This is a genomic window from Stenotrophomonas sp. Pemsol (assembly GCF_003586545.1).
Lineage (GTDB): Bacteria > Pseudomonadota > Gammaproteobacteria > Xanthomonadales > Xanthomonadaceae > Stenotrophomonas > Stenotrophomonas sepilia.
In genome coordinates this window covers 2,829,613-2,845,585 of sequence record NZ_CP025780.1, presented here as the reverse complement: position 1 = coordinate 2,845,585, position 15,973 = coordinate 2,829,613, and the positions used below count along the sequence as shown (strand labels likewise).

Here is a 15,973-nt window from a genome sequence, read left to right as displayed (position 1 = left end):
TTTCGTTTCCGGCGCCGTGAATCGGCTGCCCGTCCCATGAAGAACGTTCCGCCATGACCGCCGTTACCCCGTCCAACGCCGTCGCCACCCCCAGCGACATCGTGCAGTCGCCGCTGCCGCGCCTGAAGATCACCGAGATCTTCACCTCGCTGCAGGGCGAAGCCGATACCGCTGGCTGGCCAACCGTGTTCGTGCGCCTGACCGGCTGCCCGCTGCGCTGCCAGTACTGCGACACCGCCTATGCCTTCCACGGCGGCACCTGGTGGGACATCGACGACATCGTGGCCGAGGTGCTGGCCCAGGGCGTCCGCCACGTCTGCGTGACCGGCGGCGAGCCGCTGGCGCAGAAACGCTGCCTGGTGCTGCTGCAGAAGCTGTGCGACGCGGGCATGGATGTCTCGCTGGAAACCTCCGGCGCGCTGGATGTCAGCGCAGTGGACCCGCGCGTGTCGCGCGTGGTCGACATCAAGACGCCGGGTTCGGCCGAAGTGGCGCGCAACCGCTGGGAAAACCTGCCGCTGCTGACCGCGCGCGACCAGATCAAGTTCGTCATCTGCAGCCGCGAGGACTACGACTGGGCCAAGGCCATGGTCGCCGAGCACGGCCTGGTGAAGCGTTGCACCGTGTTCTTCTCGCCGAGCAAGGGCGAGATCACCGCGCGGCAATTGGCCGACTGGATCGTCGAAGACCGGCTGCCGGTGCGCTTCCAGATGCAGTTGCATAAAATCCTGTGGAACGACGAGCCCGGCCGATGAGCCGGTGCAGCGTTCCCTGATGTAGCTCCGGCGCGGGACAGCGTGCTGGCTTTCCTCTCCCAACCGGAAGATTCTCCATGAAGAAGGCAGTCGTGCTTCTCTCCGGCGGCATGGATTCAGCCGCCGTCATCGCCATGGCCCAGGAACAGGGCTTCGCCGTGCACGCCCTGAGCGTGCGCTACGGCCAGCGCCACACCTCCGAACTGGATGCCGCCGCCCGCGTGGCCAAGGCCCAGGGCGTGGTCGCGCACAAGACCGTGGACGTGGACCTGCGCAGCATCGGTGGCTCGGCGCTGACCGATGACATCGACGTACCGGAGGCCGGTGGTGCCGGCATTCCGGTCACCTACGTGCCGGCGCGCAATACCATCATGCTGTCGCTGGCCCTGGGCTGGGCCGAAGTGCTCGGCGCCAACGACATCTTCTGCGGCGTCAACGCCGTCGACTACTCCGGCTACCCGGACTGCCGCCCCGAGTTCGTGGCCGCGTTCCAGGCGCTGGCCAACCTGGCCACCAAGTCGGGCGTGGAGGGCGCGGGCATCAAGGTGCATGCCCCGCTGCAGTTCCTCAGCAAGGGCCAGATCGTCAGCGAAGGCGTGCGCCTGGGCGTGGACTTCGGCCTGACCGTGTCCTGCTACAACGCCGACGCCAACGGCGCCGCCTGCGGTCATTGCGATGCCTGCCGCCTGCGCGCGCAGGGCTTTGCCGAGGCCGGCGTCGCCGACCCGACGCTGTACGCCTGACCGCTTCCGGTAGAGCCGGCCGCTGGCCGGCTTCACCGGTGGGGCAATCACTCCCTCGGTGGGTGCCAAGCGCTTGTCCGCACTCCCTGATCTACCGGGGCTGCAACCATCCCGATGCCTCGATGAAGGCCCGCACCGCAGCCGGATCGGCATAGTCCAACTCGATCATCCGCGCGACTGCAGTCCTCTCGTCGGTCTGCCGGCGCATGTACTCCTGCGCAATGCGGTAGCCGGCGTAGTAGCCCAGGTCACTCACCCCGAACGGATTGCGCGCGCTGTTGTACAGCCAATTGTCCAGGTTGTCCCCGTGCATCTCCGTGCGGAAGCGCGCGCGGATTTCCGCTTCGTGCGCTGGCCCATAGGTGTACAGCGGCAACGCCGGGCGGCGCCCGCTGATGCGCTCTGCCACGTATTCGGCCACGCCTTCGCGTACCGCGTACTGGGCCAGGCTGCCGGTGGTCTCGCGCTGCTGGGTGTGCACGTATTCGTGCAGGTTGTTCTGCGCGTTGTTCGCACCCGGCCGGCTGTCGTAGAAGATCCGCAGGCGGTCGCGCATCTTCGCCGGCAGCTCGCTCACATCCACGCGCTCATCGCCCAGCGCCATCTCCGCGCCGATCAGTACCTTGTCATCCAGCGTGGTGCCACCGGTGCGCAGCACGCCCACCGCATAGGTGATGGTGGCCGGGCGCAGGGCAGGGTAGAGCGCACGGAAGGCGACAAGATCGCGCTCCAGCGTGGCACTGGCCTGCTGCGCGTTGGCGGTGAGCGGTCGTACTGAGGTCCAGAAGCGCGGCCAGGCCTGCATGGCCTCGGCGTATTCGCGGGCGGTGTAGTTGCGCACCTGCATCAGCGCATGCAGGCCGGGGCTGCCCGGATCGATGTAGCGTTGCTGGACCAGCGCCACCCGGCGTTCGGCATCAGGCTCGGCGCGCACCGCATCATAGGTGGCCCAGAAGCGGGCGATATCGTCAGTGACGACCGGTGATTGGGAGGCCAACGCTGTGCAGGGTAGCAGCAGGATGGCGATCAGATAGCTGGGAAAGCGCATCCGTGGCTCCGGATAGGGATCACGGATGGGATGCATGGAAGGCCTGGAAGGTTTAAGCGGGCTGACCCGACCGGGTAGTGCCGGCCGCTGGCCGGCACACGCAACACCCCTGTACTTCGCGCGACTCGGCAAAGTAGGGTAGAATGCGGACCCCGCCGAAAGGCCGGGGCAATGCACCGGGCCGTTAGCTCAGTCGGTAGAGCAGAAGACTTTTAATCTTTTGGTCGAAGGTTCGAATCCTTCACGGCCCACCATTGCATTGATGATCAAGGCGCCCAAAGGGCGCCTTTTTTGTTGCTTCCTCGAAAGCACTTCTGCAATGGGGGGGGCGCCGTCGCAACGATGCGGTGTTGCACGTGCTATCGACTCCCTGGAGCCCGCTGGCAGCGGGTGCGGGGAGGCGGCGCTCCGCGCACCCGCTTCCGTCGCTGTTGCCCCACGTCGCTCACCTTAAAAATTACCTTTAAGGTAAGAATATTGGTAATTGCAGGTAATTAATGTCATCAAAACCGGCCGTTTCCGGCCGGGCAAGGACGCTGTCAGCCGTAATGCGCGCGCAACAGCCCGGCGTCGTGGAAGGAAATACCCTCACGGATGCACTCCTCGGCGCGCTCCATGTCCTTGTGCAACTGGATCAGTGCGTCGTCGGGGAGCTGCTCGATGTTGATCACACCGCAACATGCCTGGTCGATCACATGCTGCATAGGCTCGCCCCAACGCCGGCGCACGTTGCGGATCATGCGGCAATGCCACTCGCGCATGATCGCGTCCATGCGCCTCTCCCCGCGAACCACGTGCGCGTCTCCCGCTACCACCCGCAACGCCGGCGCCGGGCTGCGCTCTCCGCGCAGTTCCTGGGTCCTAGCGGCCAACCGCTGTGCGAGCTCCTCGAGTCGCGTGTGAGTCATCCTTTGCCTCCCTGATCCGTCTTGCCAGAAGCTTCGTCAGGTCGAGCACGTTGTCCGGTGCAGAGGGCTGACCGAACTCGTCCACGACCATGAATGCGGTCTCCAGCAGCACGGGATCGTAGATCCATTCCGGTGGATCGCCGACCAGCTCCAGGTAGTGCGAAAGCACCTTGACCGCAGCGCTCATTTTCTCGAAATCCAGTCCCGTAGATTGAGACTGAAGCGACATCTCACCGTCTTGATCGACTCGATCCAGCGATCCATGTGGAAGCTGCATCACTGATTCAAGATCGCGCGCAAGACGATGCCCGATGCTCTTCGGGTTGCTCTCGGAAATCCACTGGCTCACCTGGGGCTGTGCCCAGCGGGTGCCACCGAACAGGCGGGCCCATTCGGCCGGGCCGCCGGCGGCGGCCACGCGGAGGCGCATGTTGAGGGTGCGAGCGGTACTGGCGTCCATGCGTAGATGGTGCGCTGCATTACCAATCCAGCAAATGACCAAAACGGTATTGACTCGACATTACCCGCACGGTAATGTGTGCGCCATGAACCTCATCGACTACGCGATCTCCCAGGGGGGCTACGGCACCCCCAGCTGCCCCGTCATGCGGCGCCTGGCCCACCAGACCGGCTGCGCGCTGCGGACCCTCTACATGATCGCCCGCGGCCACAAGCTGCCCGGTGCGCGACTGTGCCGGCGCATCGAACTGGCCACTGCGGGCGCTGTGCGCCGCGAATCCCTGCGTCCGGACGTGTTCGGTCCGGCCCCGTCGCCCCTCAAAGGAGAAGCCCCCCATGCAGCTTGATACGTTCGGTGAGTACGTCCGCAGTCGGCTGGAACACTGGGGCGGCGAATATGCCCTGCATCGCGACTGCGAATACCTCGGCTTCCAGTCCCGCAACCTGCTGGCGGTGCTGATCGAGCATCGCGGTGACATGCCCGGTCGGGCCCAGGGATACAAACCTCTGGAAACCGATCAGCTGGCGCAGCAGATCGAGGACATCATCACCGCGGTCGCGCGCGACAACGTGGCAATGGCCTGTGCACTGCGCGGCTATTACTGCGGGCGTGGCCGGCGCAAGGTCGAACGATTCGAGACGGCGAATCTGCTGCTGGCCAACTGCGGGCAGCGACCGGTGTCCAACCGGCATTACCTCAACCTGGTCGAACTCGGTTTCCAGCGCGTGCGTGGCTGGATGGAGGGCATCGCCCAGGCCGCATGAGCGGCGGATTCGATCTTTCGCCCGCCTCCCGACCGGAACAACCCTCGTGCCGAGCCGGCAGCGAGGCGGGCATCTCTTCGGGCCACGTCGATGCGACGCGGCCCGCATCTCCTCCAGGAACCCTCATGAAAGAAGAAATCATCAGTACGGCCGGCGCGGCGGTCGTCAAGTCGGCGCCGCCGGTCACCGTTGCCGGTGCGCTTGCCGCCGGCATCACCCTGGACCGCCTGGTCGTGGTCCTCACCATCATCTACCTGGCGGCGCAGATTGCCTATCTTGGCTGGCGCTGGCTGCGCGAATGGCGCCGCCGGGAGCGCGAATGAGCCGGCCCGGCAGCACATTGCCGATACGCAGCCTGGTCGCCGCGCTTGCGCTCAGTGCTGCGGGCCTGATCGCCATCGTCGACCGCGAGGGATACACCGACGCCGCGGTGGTGCCTACGCGCAATGACCGTCCAACCTATGGCTTCGGCTCGACCGTCCGCGAGGACGGCACGCCGGTGAGGATGGGTGATCGCACCACGCCGGTACGCGCGCTGCATGCCGTACAGGCTCATCTGGCCCGGGAAGAAGGACAGTTCCGCGCGTCGCTGCCCGGCGTGGCGCTCAGCCAGGGCGAGTACGACGTCTATGTCGATTTCCTCTACCAGTACGGCATCGGCAACTGGCGCGCGTCATCGATGCGCCGGCATCTACTGCAGGGTGAATACCGCCAGGCCTGTGATGCCTTGCTGCTGTGGAAGCGGGCAGGGGGCTACGACTGTTCGACCCGTGTCGATGGTCGCCCCAACAGCGTGTGCTGGGGAGTGTGGGAGCGCCAGCAGCAGCGCCATGCGCGTTGCCTGGCGGAGCAGTGACCCATGCCGCGCGGAGTGGTGGTGATGGCTTCGCTGGTGCTGTGGTCGTTGCTGATGTTCGTGGCCGGCTGGCGTTGGCGTGGTGATCGCAGCGATCTGGCGATGGCGCGTGTCGATGTGGAACAACAGGCCGGAGTGGTGCAGTCCGAACGGCGGTTGCGCCGGGCTCAGGAAGAACGGAGCGAGGCGATGGCCTCACTGGGGGAACAACATGAACACGATCGTGAGCGCGCGGCCGAGGTGGATGCCGATGTGGTGGCTGCTCTGCGCGCTGGCACTCTCCGCCTGCGCGACGACCTCGCCGCGTGCCACACCGGCCGCCTGTCCGAAGCCGCCGCCCGCACCGGCAAACGTGATGCGGGCGCCCAGTTACGAGCAGAGGTTGCGGCAGCGCTTGTTCGAGTCGGACGCGATGCCGACGACCAGCTCCGTGCCTGCCAGGCGGTGATCGAACTGGATCGCCGTTGAGGGCGCCGGCACAGTTATGCTGGCCGTCCTCACGAATATGGAAGTTCGCATGCGCGTCGCTGTCTTGTCCGTCTTGATCGTGCTGGCCACCGCAGGTCCAGGTATTGCCGCTGTTCCCGCCGCGCAGGCGACGTCGCCGGGCCCGGTCACTGCGCCGGCACCGTTGGTGATCGGCGAAACCTTCACCATCGAGTCGAAGGCGCTGGGCGAAACCCGCCGCATCAATGTCTACCGCCCGCAGCCCTGGGGCCTGGACCCGAAGGCGCCGCTGCCGGTGATCTACATGCCCGACGGCGGCATCGGTGAGGATTTCCTGCACGTGGCAGGGCTGGTGCAGGTGCTGAGCGGCAACGGCAGCATGCGCCCGTTCCTGCTGGTCGGCATCGAGAACACCGAGCGCCGTCGTGACATGACCGGCCCGAGCAGCGATCCGCAGGACCAGAAGATCGCGCCACGCATTGGTGGATCGGCGGCCTATCGCAGCTTCCTGCGCGATGAACTGATGCCGCAGGTACGCCATCGCTACCCGACCACCGACGAGCGCGCGTTGATCGGCGAGTCGCTGGCCGGCCTGTTCGTGGTCGAAACGCTGCTGCAGGAACCGACGCTGTTCAACAGCTACATCGCGCTGGATCCCAGCCTGTGGTGGAACCGCGGCGCGATGCTGGCCGGAGTGGTCAAGCAGTTGCCTGCGGTGACGCGTGCGCAGCCGCACGTGTTCCTGGCCAGCAGCGGGCAGCCGGAGCTGGCCGCCTCTGCCGCACGACTGGCCGCACTGCTGCAGCATGCCTCACCGTCGCCGCTGGTGAAGTACCTGCCGCTGCCGGAGGAAACGCACGCGACCCTCTATCACCCGGCCGCAATGCAGGCGCTGCGCAGGCTGTTCCCGGCACCACCGCCGGCCTCGCCCTGACCGCACTGGCACCGGGCTGCACGCCATGCAAGGATGCGGCAGCGGTGCCATGCGGTGCGCCGCCCGCAACGGGAGCGTGTGGATGCAGCGTGTGCGTGGATGGAGTGTGGCGGCCTGCCTGGCCGTGAGTGGCTTTGCGATGTCGGTGGCGCCACCGGCAACACAGAATGAAGCGAAGGAAAGAGCGGCCACCGCTGCGCCGGGCGTGGTGCTGCCGGATACCGAAGCGCTGCGCGTGCACGAACCGGTGGGCCGCGATTACCCGATCTGGGTAGCGCTGCCGGCTGACTACGCTGCGCATCCGGAGAAACGCTACCCGGTGCTGTATGTGACCGACGCGCTGTACAGCTTCCCGCTGGTGCGCAGCGTGCGCAACATGGTGGGGCAGAAGGGCGTCAACATCGAGGATTTCATCCTGGTCGGGCTGCCGCCGCAGGAAGGCCTGACGTCCAAGCAGAGCCGCTCGCGCGATTACACGCCCAGCGATCCGGTGCGCACCGATCCGCGTGACTACAGCGACGACGTCAGCTACGGCGGCGCGGCACATTACCGCGATTTCCTCGCCGAGCGCGTACTGCCGCTGATCGATGCACGCTACCGCACCGATCCGTCGCGGCGTGCCTATGCCGGTCATTCCTATGGCGGACTGTTTGGCGCCTACGTGCTGACCACGCGCCCGAACATGTTCCACAGCTACATCCTGTCAAGCCCGTCGCTGTGGTTCGACAACCATCGGGTGCCGCGCATGCAGGCCGAGGCCAAGGCGCCCACGCAGCCGACCACGGTGGTGCTGTCGATCGGCAGCTTCGAAACGGTGAAGCCGGAACCGCGCTATTTCACCCGCAACGACATGCTGCGCCACAACGCCGAGTTCGCCGAGCAGCTGCGCGCCAGCGGGCATTCGTTGAAGGTGGAGAACATGGTGATCGACGACGAGGACCACTTCACCGTGTATCCGGACATGATCACCCGCGCGCTGCTGAAGGTGTTCCCGGGTACCGGACCGTACAGCAGCGGTTGAAGGTGGGCGCCATCCACGCATGGCGTCGATCTACTGCAAGAACCCGGTAGATCCACGCCATGTGTGGATCAACGCCTCACGCTGCCTGCGCATCCGGCCCGATCAATACGCCCACATCGGCGTGCCGGAAGCACAGGCGGATGGCGTCGAGCAGCTCGCTCATGTTGTAGGGCTTGGGCAGGAAATGAATGCCGTCGCGCAGCTGCGGCAGCACCTGGTGCTGGTCCATGCCCGACGTCACCAGGATCGGCAGCTGGGGATACAGGCCGCGGACCCGGTTGGCAGCTTCAATGCCGCTGATCGGGCCCAGGTTGACGTCGGTGAACAGCAGGTCGAAACGCTCACCTGCGGCCAGCAGGCCCAATGCTGCTTCGGCAGAGCTCACGCCCACCACGTGGCAGGCCTGGCTTTCCAGCGCAAGACGGCTCAGCTCGCGAGTTTCCTCTGCGTCCTCGATCAGCAGGACGCGGGGTTCAACGTGGCGCTTGGACAGCAACATGGCGCTACAGCTCCGGAAAGCAGCAATGAAAAGGCGCGCAAGTATGCGCAAGCCGGGGGTGATCCCGGCGTGCACGGCAGGCTAAGTGAGCGTTACAGCAGGCGCGGGCGTCGCTGGCGTACCTGCCAGGCCAGCACCGCCACCGCCAGCAGCGCGGCGCCGATACGCAGGCTGGTGGCCTGCCAGCCCAGCGCGACGGCGTCGTCGAGGTTGAACACGTTCCACGCCATGTTCATCGATACATGCAGCACCAGGCCGCACCACAGGGTGTCGCCGTCCAGATGGTCAAGCCAAGCGAAGATGAAGCCGCCCAGTGCGATGACCGCGCCGACGAACAGGGCAGTGCCGCCGCCGTCGAAGCCGCCGAAGCCCAGCCAGTGCACCCAACCGAACAGCAGCGCCTGCGGCAGCGCAAGCAGGGACCATGGGCCACGCATGAGCTTCACCAGCAGCACGAAGCCGAGGCCACGGAACAGCACTTCCTCGGCCAGTGGGAACAGCACGGCGAGCATCGTCGCATCGAGTGCGGTCAGTGCGGTGTTGGGCGTGCCCAGCACCGCCAGGCCCAGCCAGCAGGGCAGGCTGGCCAGCAGCACCCAAAACGGACCGCGCCAGCCGTTCCCGTGCAGCCCCAGGCTGGCCATCAGGCCCACCCCACGCGGGCGCAGCAGTGTGGCCAGGAGCAGCGCCAGCAGGACGGCCAGTGCGTTGTCCAGCAGGCTGCCGCCGTAGGGCATAGGCAAGGCGGGAATCGGCGCGCCTGCGGCCGCAGCGACATCGCGCAGATTCAGGCCAACGCCGACGCCGAGCAGCACCAGCAGCAGGCGCGCGGCGTTGGGCAGGCGGGACAGGACGGTCATGCACGCACTCCCTGCGGAACCAGCGTGGAGTGTGGAAGGCGGCCGGGGACGCTGGCACGCGCCGGAAGTCTGTGTGCCATCGGTCATGTGTTGCCGCACAGTCATCGGTGGGCAGGTAGAGTCGTTGCCAGACCTTCAGGAGCCATGCCCATGCTGTGCCCCGTGTGCAAGACCCAGACCCTGCAGATGGCCGAGCGCCATGGCATCGAGATCGATTACTGCCCCGGCTGCCGTGGCGTGTGGCTGGACCGTGGCGAGCTAGACAAGATCATCGAACGCGCCGGCGCTGCGCTGCCGCCGCCGGCACCTGTGCAGGCGCAGCCGGCGACCACGCCGCCGCCGGTGATGCATCGTGATACCCGCCACTTGGGCCAGCGCTACGAGGACAACCGGGGCCACGGATACAAGAAAAAGAAAAAGGACAGCTTCCTGTCTGAATTGTTCGATTTCTAGTTTGTAGCGTCGAGCCATGCTCGACTGGATGTTGCCGCCTATAGTCGAGCAAGCTCGACTCTACATGGAGCGCGTGATCACGTCCGCCGCAGGATGAACTCGCGGTCGCGCGTATCCCCGACGATGAAGTCGTACTCGCCGACCTTGCTGCAGCCATAGCGCGCGTAGAAGCGCTGCGCGCCGAAGTTCTCCTCCCAGACGCCCACCCACAGGGTGCGGCGGTGCGGCTGGTCCAGCCAGGCCATGAACGCGTCCATCAGGCGTGCACCATGGCCGCCGTTCTGGTGTGCGGCCAGGATGTAGAACCGCTTCAGTTCGATGTCGCCTTCGCGGGCCTCGGCATGCGGCAGGGTGTTGGCACCAGCAGCCAGGTAGCCGACCACGTTGTCGCCGTCCACCAGCAGCCAGATCGCGCTGCGCGGGTCGGACAGTTCGGCGCGCTGCGGTTCGCTGCTGTAGTGCGCCTGCAGGAAATCCTGCAGCTCCTGCGCCGGGTACGAGTCGCCCCAGGTTTCGTTGTAGGTGGCAATCGCGATGGCCGACAGGGCGTCGACATCGGCAAGGGTGGCGCGGCGGATCTGCAGCGACATGGCGGAGCCTGCATTGGAACGTGGCGCAGTGTAGCCGGCCCCGGCGGCTGCCGGGGCTGGCCAATGCTCACGAACCGCTGCTCAGAACCACATGCGCACGCCCGCCACCCAGCGCGTGTCGCGTGCGTGGTCGCCAGCATGATCGGCGGTGTCGCCAAACGTGCGCTCGTGGCTGATGCCGATGTACGGCGCGAAACGACGACTGAACTCATAACGCAGGCGCAGCCCGGCTTCCACCTTGTTCAGTCCGCGACCGATGCCGTACTCCGGCTCATCCTTGGCTGCGACGGTGGCTTCCAGTAGCGGCTGCAGGATCAGGCGGTTGGTCAGCAGCACGTCGTACTCGACCTCGGCCTTGGCCAGCACCTGGCCACCGGAACCCATGTACAGCGTCGCCGAGCTTTCGAACTTGTACGGCGCCAGGCCCTGGATGCCGATGGCCGCCCAGGTGCGCGAGTCGGCCGGCCGGAAGTCCTGGCGCACGCCGATCAGCACGTCCCACCACGGCGATACGCTGCGACCATACAGTGCTTCCAGTGACGACGATTCCGTGCTGCCGCGGCTGCGTTCGCCATCGGTGCGCAACCACAGGCGGTTGATGTTGCCACCGATCCAGCCGGTGGCCTCCCAGGCCTGGCCGGTGCTGTTCTTGCCGTCCCAGTGTTCGAGGCGATCGATCAGCAGCAGGCTGTTGATCTGTGGTGCATGCTCCATCGCACCATGCGCGATCGGAGGGAAGGCGGCAGCGCGGTCGGCATCGGTGGGAACCGGGATCGGCTCGCGCGGTTCGATGGGTGCGGGCGTGCCGTGACCCATGGCGGCGTGATCCATCGTGGAATGGTCCATCGCCGCTGGCTGCATCGCGCCATGGTCCATCTTCGAGTGGTCCATCGTGGAGTGGTCCATGCCGGCCTGACCCGCCGCACCCATGTTCATCTTCGAATGATCCATCTTCGAATGATCGACCGGTTCGGCCGGGGTCTTCGCGGTCTTCGGCGGCGGGTCCATCGTGCCCATGTCATGCCCGGCATGCGACTGCGCGAACACCGGCAATGCGGTGGCCAGGCCCAGGGCCAGCAGGCTGGGGGAAAGCAGTGAGCGGCTCATTCTTCGATCCTCACTTCGCGCATCATGCCCGCTTCCATGTGGTACAGCAGATGGCAGTGGTAGGCCCAGCGACCGAGCGCATCGGCACGCACGCGGTAACTGCGGCGGGTGCCGGGTGGCATGTCGATGGTGTGCTTGCGCAGCTGGAATTCGCCCTGCGCGTTCTCCAGATCACTCCACACGCCGTGCAGGTGGATCGGGTGCTGCATCATGGTGTCGTTGACCAATACGATGCGCATGCGCTCGCCGTAGTTCAGTCGCAGCGGCTCGGCGCTGGCGAACGGAATGCCGTCGAATGACCAGGAGAACTTCTCCATGTGGCCGGTCAGGTGCAGCTCGATCTCGCGGCTCGGCTCGCGGCCATCGGGGTCCTCGAACAGGCTGCGCATCGCGCCGTAGGTGAGTACCTGGCGACCGTTGTCGCGCAGGCCGATGCCGGGATCGTCCAGCTTCGGTTCGGTGGCCGAGCTCTGCATGTCCACCAGCGGGTTGTTGCGCTCACTGGCCGGGTGCTTCGGTGCCTTGCTGGCGGCATCGCTACCGCCGTGCGCACCGTGGCCCATGCTGGCGCCGCAGCCGCCTTCCATGCCCTTCATCGCGGCCATGTCATGGCCACCATGGCCACCACTACCCATGTCGTGCCCCATGTCGCTCATCGTCAGCGACGGGCGTGGGTCGCGCGCGGGAACCGGTGCCTGCAGGCCATGGCGGACCGCCAGCGTTCCGGCGGCAAAGCCGGTACGGCCCATGTCCTGGCAGAAGATGCTGAACGCGTCCTGCCCGGTCGGTTCCACCAGCACGTCGTAGGTTTCGGCCGGCGCGATGCGGAACTCGTCGATGCTGACCGGATGGATGTACTGGCCGTCGGCGGCGACCACGGTCATTTTCAGGCCGGGAATGCGCACGTCGAAGTAGGTCATCGAGGCGCCGTTGATGAAGCGCAGCAGCACTTTCTCGCCGCTGCGGAACAGCCCGGTCCAGTTGCCGGCCGGCGCGGTGCCATTCATCAGGTAGGTGTAGGTGTGCGCATTGATGTCGGAGATGTCGGTGGGCGTCATCCGCATCCGCCCCCACATGCCACGGTCGGACAACGCGGCCGACCAACCGTCGCGCTTCACGTCACGCAGGAAGTCGGGCAGGGTGCGCTTGTAGTAGTTGTCATGCTCGGCGAGCTTCTTCATGCGCCGGAACAGCGCGCCGGGGTCCATGTCGGTCCAGTCGGACAGCAGGATCACGTGCTCGCGGTCGTGGTGGTAGGGCGCCGGCTCGGCCGGGTCGATGATCAGCGCTCCGTACAGGCCGGCCTGCTCCTGGAACATCGAGTGGCTGTGGTACCAGTAGGTACCCGACTGCTTCAGTTCGAAGTGGTAGTGGTAGGTCTCACCGGGGCCGATGCCATTGAAGCTCAGTCCCGGCACACCGTCCATGTTCGCAGGCAGCAGGATGCCGTGCCAATGGATCGAGGTCGGGTGGCGTTCCAGGGTGTTGCGCACGAACAGGTCCACGGTCTGGCCTTCGCGCCAGCGCAGGATCGGTGCCGGCAGCGATCCATTGACGGTGATCGCAGGACGGGTGCGGCCAGTGAAGTTGGCCAGCGATTCGCCGATGGCCAGTTCGATGCGGGTGTCGCTGAGCACGGCGGGGGCGCCGGCCAGGCGTGGGGCGGCAGTGGCGGCGGCGAGCGCGCGCTGCGGCACGCCGACAGCGGCGATGCCGGCAACCACGCCACCGGCGGCCAGGCCCTGCACGAACAGGCGGCGCGACGGCATGGGCACAGGGCCCGGACCGCGGGGGATACGGGTATTCATGGTGGTGACTCCAGACACGTAAAGACGCCGGCAGGCGGCCGGCCGCGGTGCGCAGGGCGCACGGTGCGTGTGGAATCAGCCGATGGGAGGGCGTGAGATCGGCGGCAGCGGCGGCGCCGGCCGGCCGGTGGCCGGCATCGGCTGCGGGGCCAGCGACAGCGCCGGTCCGGCCATGAACGGCAACGGCTGCACCACCAGCAGCGGGTGCTGGGCGCAGCTGCGCACGCAGTCCTTGATCTGGCAGTGGGCGTCGTGGGCCGGGGCCTTGGCCTGCGGGGCCGGGTCGGCCTGCATGCCCGCGTGGTGGTGGCAGTCGGCAGTGCCGCCATCAACAGCCGCGGCTGCGGCGCGAGCCATCCGCCCCATTTCTTCGTGACCACGGGCCAGGGCCGCGTTCAGCCCGTTGAGCAACAGGCTGAGCATGAGCACGACGCGGAGCAGGGTCGAGGCCAGGGACATGACGCTAATCTAGCCGCAAGCGGACGCGGATGCACTTCCGGCTGAATGGCCGGTTCAAGATTGGACCTGCACCAGCGTAGAGCCGAGCCCACGCTCGGCTGCTGTTCGCGCAGAGGCAGCCGAGCGTGGGCTCGGCTCTACAGGGGCGCCCGCGCGCCGTTGGGGCCATGCCCGGCGGCCGCGCCGCAGCGCGGCAACGCGATACCGTCAGCCCTCTTCACGCACGATCTCGACCAGGCGCGGGCCGTAGCGGCTCAGTTTGGTGCCGCCGATGCCGCCGACCCGGGCCAGTTCATCCAGGCTGGTCGGGCGCTGCTCGGCGATGTTGCGCAGGGTGCTGTCGTGGAAGATCACGAACGCCGGTACGTTCTGTTCCCGGGCCAGTTCGGCGCGCAGGCCGCGCAGCGCGTTGAACAGGGCCAGGTCCTGCGGCAGCACCGACAGGCCGGTGCGCTGCGCGCTGCGCTCGCGTCCGCTGGTGCTGCTGGCCGGGTCGCGGCGCATGCTGATCTGGCGGCGGCCGGTCAACACGTCGCGGCTGGCATCGGTCAGGCGCAGGCCACCGTGACCCTCGCTGTCCACTTCCAGCAGGCTGGCCGCGACCAGCTGGCGGAACACGCTGCGCCAGGTGCGTGCATCGAGGTCGCGGCCGATGGCATAAGTGCTCAGCTTGTCGTGGCCCTGCTGCCTCACCTTCTCGTTCTCGCTGCCGCGCAGGATGTCGATCAGGTGGCCGACACCGAAGCGCTGGCCGCTTCGATAGACGCAGCTCAGCGCCTTCTGTGCCGGTATGGTCGCGTCCCACGAGGCCGGTGGCGTCAGGCAGTTGTCGCAGTTGCCGCAAGGCTGGGGGTAGGTCTCGCCGAAGCCGGCCAGCAGCACCTGGCGGCGGCACTGCATCGATTCGCAGTAGCCCAGCAGATGGTCGAGCTTGGCCCGCTCCAGCTGCTTGCGCTCTTCGCCCGCCTCGGACTGCTCGATCATCTGCTTGAGCAGTACCACATCACCCAGGCCGTAGCACAGCCAGGCCTCGGCGGCTTCGCCATCGCGGCCTGCGCGTCCGGTTTCCTGGTAGTAGCCCTCCATCGACTTGGGCAGGTCGGTATGCGCGACGAAGCGCACGTCCGGCTTGTCGATGCCCATGCCGAAGGCGATGGTGGCACACATCACGATGCCGTCCTCGCGCAGGAAGCGGCGCTGGTTGCCGGCGCGCACTTCCGGCGGCAGGCCGGCGTGGTAAGGCAGAGCGTTGAAGCCCTGGCCGCAGAGGAATTCAGCGGTCTCCTCGACCTTGCGCCGCGACATGCAGTAGACGATGCCGGCCTCGCCACGGTGGCCGCGCAGGAAGTCGGTCAGCTGCTTGCGGGCGTTGTCCTTCTGCACCACGGTGTAGCGGATGTTGGGACGGTCGAAGGAACTGACAAAATGGCGCGCTTCCTGCAGATCGAGGCGCTCGGCGATCTCGCGCTGGGTCGGCGGATCGGCGGTGGCGGTCAGCGCGATCCGCGGGATCTGCGGCCAACGCTCGTGCAGCACGGTCAACTGGCGATATTCGGGGCGGAAGTCATGGCCCCACTGCGACACGCAGTGTGCTTCGTCGATGGCGAACAGGGCGATCTGGCTGCGCGACAGCAGCGACAGGAAACGCCCGGTCAGCAGCCGCTCAGGGGCGACATACAGCATGTCCAGTTCGCCGGCGAGCAGCTCGCGCTCGACGCGGCCGGCGGTCTCGGCATCCAGGGTTGAATTCAGGTACTCGGCGCGCACGCCGAGCTGGCGCAGGGCTTCGACCTGGTCCTGCATCAGTGCGATCAGCGGCGAGATGACGATGCCGCAACCGTCACGTAGCAGGGCCGGGACCTGATAGCACAGCGATTTGCCGCCGCCGGTGGGCATCAGCACCAGGGCGTCGTGACCGGCAGCCACATGCTCCACGATGTCCTGCTGCGGACCACGGAAATCGTCGTAACCAAAGACGCGTTGAAGCAGGTCGTGCGCGGGACGGGAAGCCATCGCGCTAGTTTACCTCCCGGAGGCGGCGGCAGGGCTGCGCCCTGGGAACGCGCCATCGCATGCGCGCTGCCGCTCCCACGCTTCGCTGCGCGAAACGCGGGCCCCACTTACCAGCTCCCAGACCCCCGCCGCTTCGCGTCCGCCCCCTGACTCAGGGGGCTCTCCCCCAGACTTGGCCCGGTGGCGGGTAGATCTACGCCATGCGTGGATGAAATCTGTCAGATATCGACAAGCAATGCCCTGGCAGA

At 66.7% G+C, this 15,973-nt stretch carries 20 protein-coding genes and 1 tRNA gene; 11 read left to right on the top strand and 10 right to left on the bottom strand.

Annotation, left to right across the window (positions count from 1 at the left end):
* The first annotated feature begins 53 nt into the window (after nucleotides 1–53).
* Together queE and queC are read left to right on the top strand one after the other, a co-directional pair.
* A complete protein-coding gene (queE, locus tag PEM_RS13175; protein ID WP_069139343.1) occupies nucleotides 54–755 on the top strand; it encodes a 7-carboxy-7-deazaguanine synthase QueE in 702 nt (233 codons plus the stop codon).
* A gap of 77 nt (nucleotides 756–832) precedes the next feature.
* A complete protein-coding gene (gene queC / locus PEM_RS13170) occupies nucleotides 833–1,498 on the top strand; it encodes a 7-cyano-7-deazaguanine synthase QueC (RefSeq protein ID WP_014038216.1) in 666 nt (221 codons plus the stop codon).
* 91 nt (nucleotides 1,499–1,589) lie between these two features.
* Here queC and PEM_RS13165 read toward each other — a convergent pair whose 3' ends face one another.
* Nucleotides 1,590–2,546, bottom strand: coding sequence for a DUF2268 domain-containing putative Zn-dependent protease (locus tag PEM_RS13165; protein ID WP_111128217.1), 957 nt, complete (start codon nucleotides 2,544–2,546; stop codon nucleotides 1,590–1,592).
* Between the two features lie 178 nt (nucleotides 2,547–2,724).
* On the opposite strand from PEM_RS13165, the gene PEM_RS13160 reads away from it, so the two are divergent.
* A tRNA-Lys gene (locus PEM_RS13160) sits at nucleotides 2,725–2,800 on the top strand.
* Between the two features lie 285 nt (nucleotides 2,801–3,085).
* On the opposite strand, the gene PEM_RS13155 is transcribed toward PEM_RS13160, so the two are convergent.
* Entirely contained in the window at nucleotides 3,086–3,319 is a 234-nt protein-coding gene (locus PEM_RS13155) for a hypothetical protein (RefSeq protein ID WP_069139401.1), read from the bottom strand.
* An 88-nt stretch (nucleotides 3,320–3,407) separates the two neighbouring features.
* The gene (locus tag PEM_RS13150) at nucleotides 3,408–3,914 is read right to left on the bottom strand and encodes a hypothetical protein (RefSeq protein WP_069139345.1); all 507 of its coding nucleotides are present in this window, start codon (nucleotides 3,912–3,914) and stop codon (nucleotides 3,408–3,410) included.
* Between the two features lie 85 nt (nucleotides 3,915–3,999).
* On the opposite strand from PEM_RS13150, the gene PEM_RS13145 reads away from it, so the two are divergent.
* From PEM_RS13145 to PEM_RS13115, 7 genes are all read left to right on the top strand, one after another.
* Nucleotides 4,000–4,260 (top strand): YdaS family helix-turn-helix protein, encoded by a 261-nt coding sequence (locus PEM_RS13145; RefSeq protein ID WP_069139346.1) that lies wholly within the window; start codon nucleotides 4,000–4,002, stop codon nucleotides 4,258–4,260.
* Complete coding sequence (locus PEM_RS13140) at nucleotides 4,250–4,678, top strand: hypothetical protein (protein WP_057494732.1); 429 nt, start codon at nucleotides 4,250–4,252, stop codon at nucleotides 4,676–4,678. Before PEM_RS13145 ends, PEM_RS13140 begins: the two co-directional genes overlap by 11 nt.
* 125 nt (nucleotides 4,679–4,803) lie before the next feature.
* Nucleotides 4,804–5,001 carry a hypothetical protein gene (locus tag PEM_RS13135; RefSeq protein WP_069139347.1) on the top strand — a complete coding sequence of 66 codons (198 nt, stop codon included), beginning with the start codon at nucleotides 4,804–4,806 and terminating at the stop codon, nucleotides 4,999–5,001.
* Entirely contained in the window at nucleotides 4,998–5,534 is a 537-nt protein-coding gene (locus tag PEM_RS13130; protein ID WP_111128218.1) for a glycoside hydrolase family protein, read from the top strand. Before PEM_RS13135 ends, PEM_RS13130 begins: the two co-directional genes overlap by 4 nt.
* A gap of 24 nt (nucleotides 5,535–5,558) precedes the next feature.
* Nucleotides 5,559–6,002, top strand: a complete 444-nt coding sequence (locus PEM_RS13125) for a lysozyme (RefSeq protein WP_240431548.1) — start codon at nucleotides 5,559–5,561, stop codon at nucleotides 6,000–6,002.
* Nucleotides 6,003–6,051: 49 nt separating this feature from the next.
* A complete protein-coding gene (locus tag PEM_RS13120; protein WP_111128221.1) occupies nucleotides 6,052–6,915 on the top strand; it encodes an alpha/beta hydrolase-fold protein in 864 nt (287 codons plus the stop codon).
* Between the two features lie 82 nt (nucleotides 6,916–6,997).
* Nucleotides 6,998–7,936 (top strand): alpha/beta hydrolase-fold protein, encoded by a 939-nt coding sequence (locus tag PEM_RS13115; RefSeq protein WP_111128229.1) that lies wholly within the window; start codon nucleotides 6,998–7,000, stop codon nucleotides 7,934–7,936.
* A gap of 76 nt (nucleotides 7,937–8,012) precedes the next feature.
* Here the strand turns inward: PEM_RS13115 and PEM_RS13110 are convergent, their stop codons facing one another.
* Together PEM_RS13110 and PEM_RS13105 are read right to left on the bottom strand one after the other, a co-directional pair.
* The gene (locus PEM_RS13110) at nucleotides 8,013–8,435 is read right to left on the bottom strand and encodes a response regulator (protein WP_005418495.1); all 423 of its coding nucleotides are present in this window, start codon (nucleotides 8,433–8,435) and stop codon (nucleotides 8,013–8,015) included.
* 92 nt (nucleotides 8,436–8,527) lie between these two features.
* Entirely contained in the window at nucleotides 8,528–9,295 is a 768-nt protein-coding gene (locus tag PEM_RS13105; protein WP_111128223.1) for a CPBP family intramembrane glutamic endopeptidase, read from the bottom strand.
* Nucleotides 9,296–9,445: 150 nt separating this feature from the next.
* Here PEM_RS13105 and PEM_RS13100 point away from each other — a divergent pair, with 150 nt between their 5' ends.
* Nucleotides 9,446–9,748 (top strand): zf-TFIIB domain-containing protein, encoded by a 303-nt coding sequence (locus PEM_RS13100; protein WP_053499357.1) that lies wholly within the window; start codon nucleotides 9,446–9,448, stop codon nucleotides 9,746–9,748.
* Between the two features lie 77 nt (nucleotides 9,749–9,825).
* On the opposite strand, the gene PEM_RS13095 is transcribed toward PEM_RS13100, so the two are convergent.
* The 5 genes from PEM_RS13095 to recQ all read right to left on the bottom strand — a co-directional run bounded on the left by PEM_RS13095 (nucleotide 9,826) and on the right by recQ (nucleotide 15,725).
* Nucleotides 9,826–10,338, bottom strand: a complete 513-nt coding sequence (locus tag PEM_RS13095) for a GNAT family N-acetyltransferase (protein ID WP_005418491.1) — start codon at nucleotides 10,336–10,338, stop codon at nucleotides 9,826–9,828.
* An 81-nt stretch (nucleotides 10,339–10,419) separates the two neighbouring features.
* The gene (locus PEM_RS13090) at nucleotides 10,420–11,445 is read right to left on the bottom strand and encodes a copper resistance protein B (RefSeq protein WP_065185411.1); all 1,026 of its coding nucleotides are present in this window, start codon (nucleotides 11,443–11,445) and stop codon (nucleotides 10,420–10,422) included.
* Nucleotides 11,442–13,253 (bottom strand): copper resistance system multicopper oxidase, encoded by a 1,812-nt coding sequence (locus PEM_RS13085; protein ID WP_119706111.1) that lies wholly within the window; start codon nucleotides 13,251–13,253, stop codon nucleotides 11,442–11,444. Before PEM_RS13085 ends, PEM_RS13090 begins: the two co-directional genes overlap by 4 nt.
* 75 nt (nucleotides 13,254–13,328) lie before the next feature.
* Nucleotides 13,329–13,712 (bottom strand): CopL family metal-binding regulatory protein, encoded by a 384-nt coding sequence (locus tag PEM_RS13080; protein ID WP_111128226.1) that lies wholly within the window; start codon nucleotides 13,710–13,712, stop codon nucleotides 13,329–13,331.
* Between the two features lie 207 nt (nucleotides 13,713–13,919).
* Nucleotides 13,920–15,725, bottom strand: a complete 1,806-nt coding sequence (gene recQ, locus PEM_RS13075) for a DNA helicase RecQ (protein ID WP_005418471.1) — start codon at nucleotides 15,723–15,725, stop codon at nucleotides 13,920–13,922.
* Nucleotides 15,726–15,973: the final 248 nt, after the last annotated feature.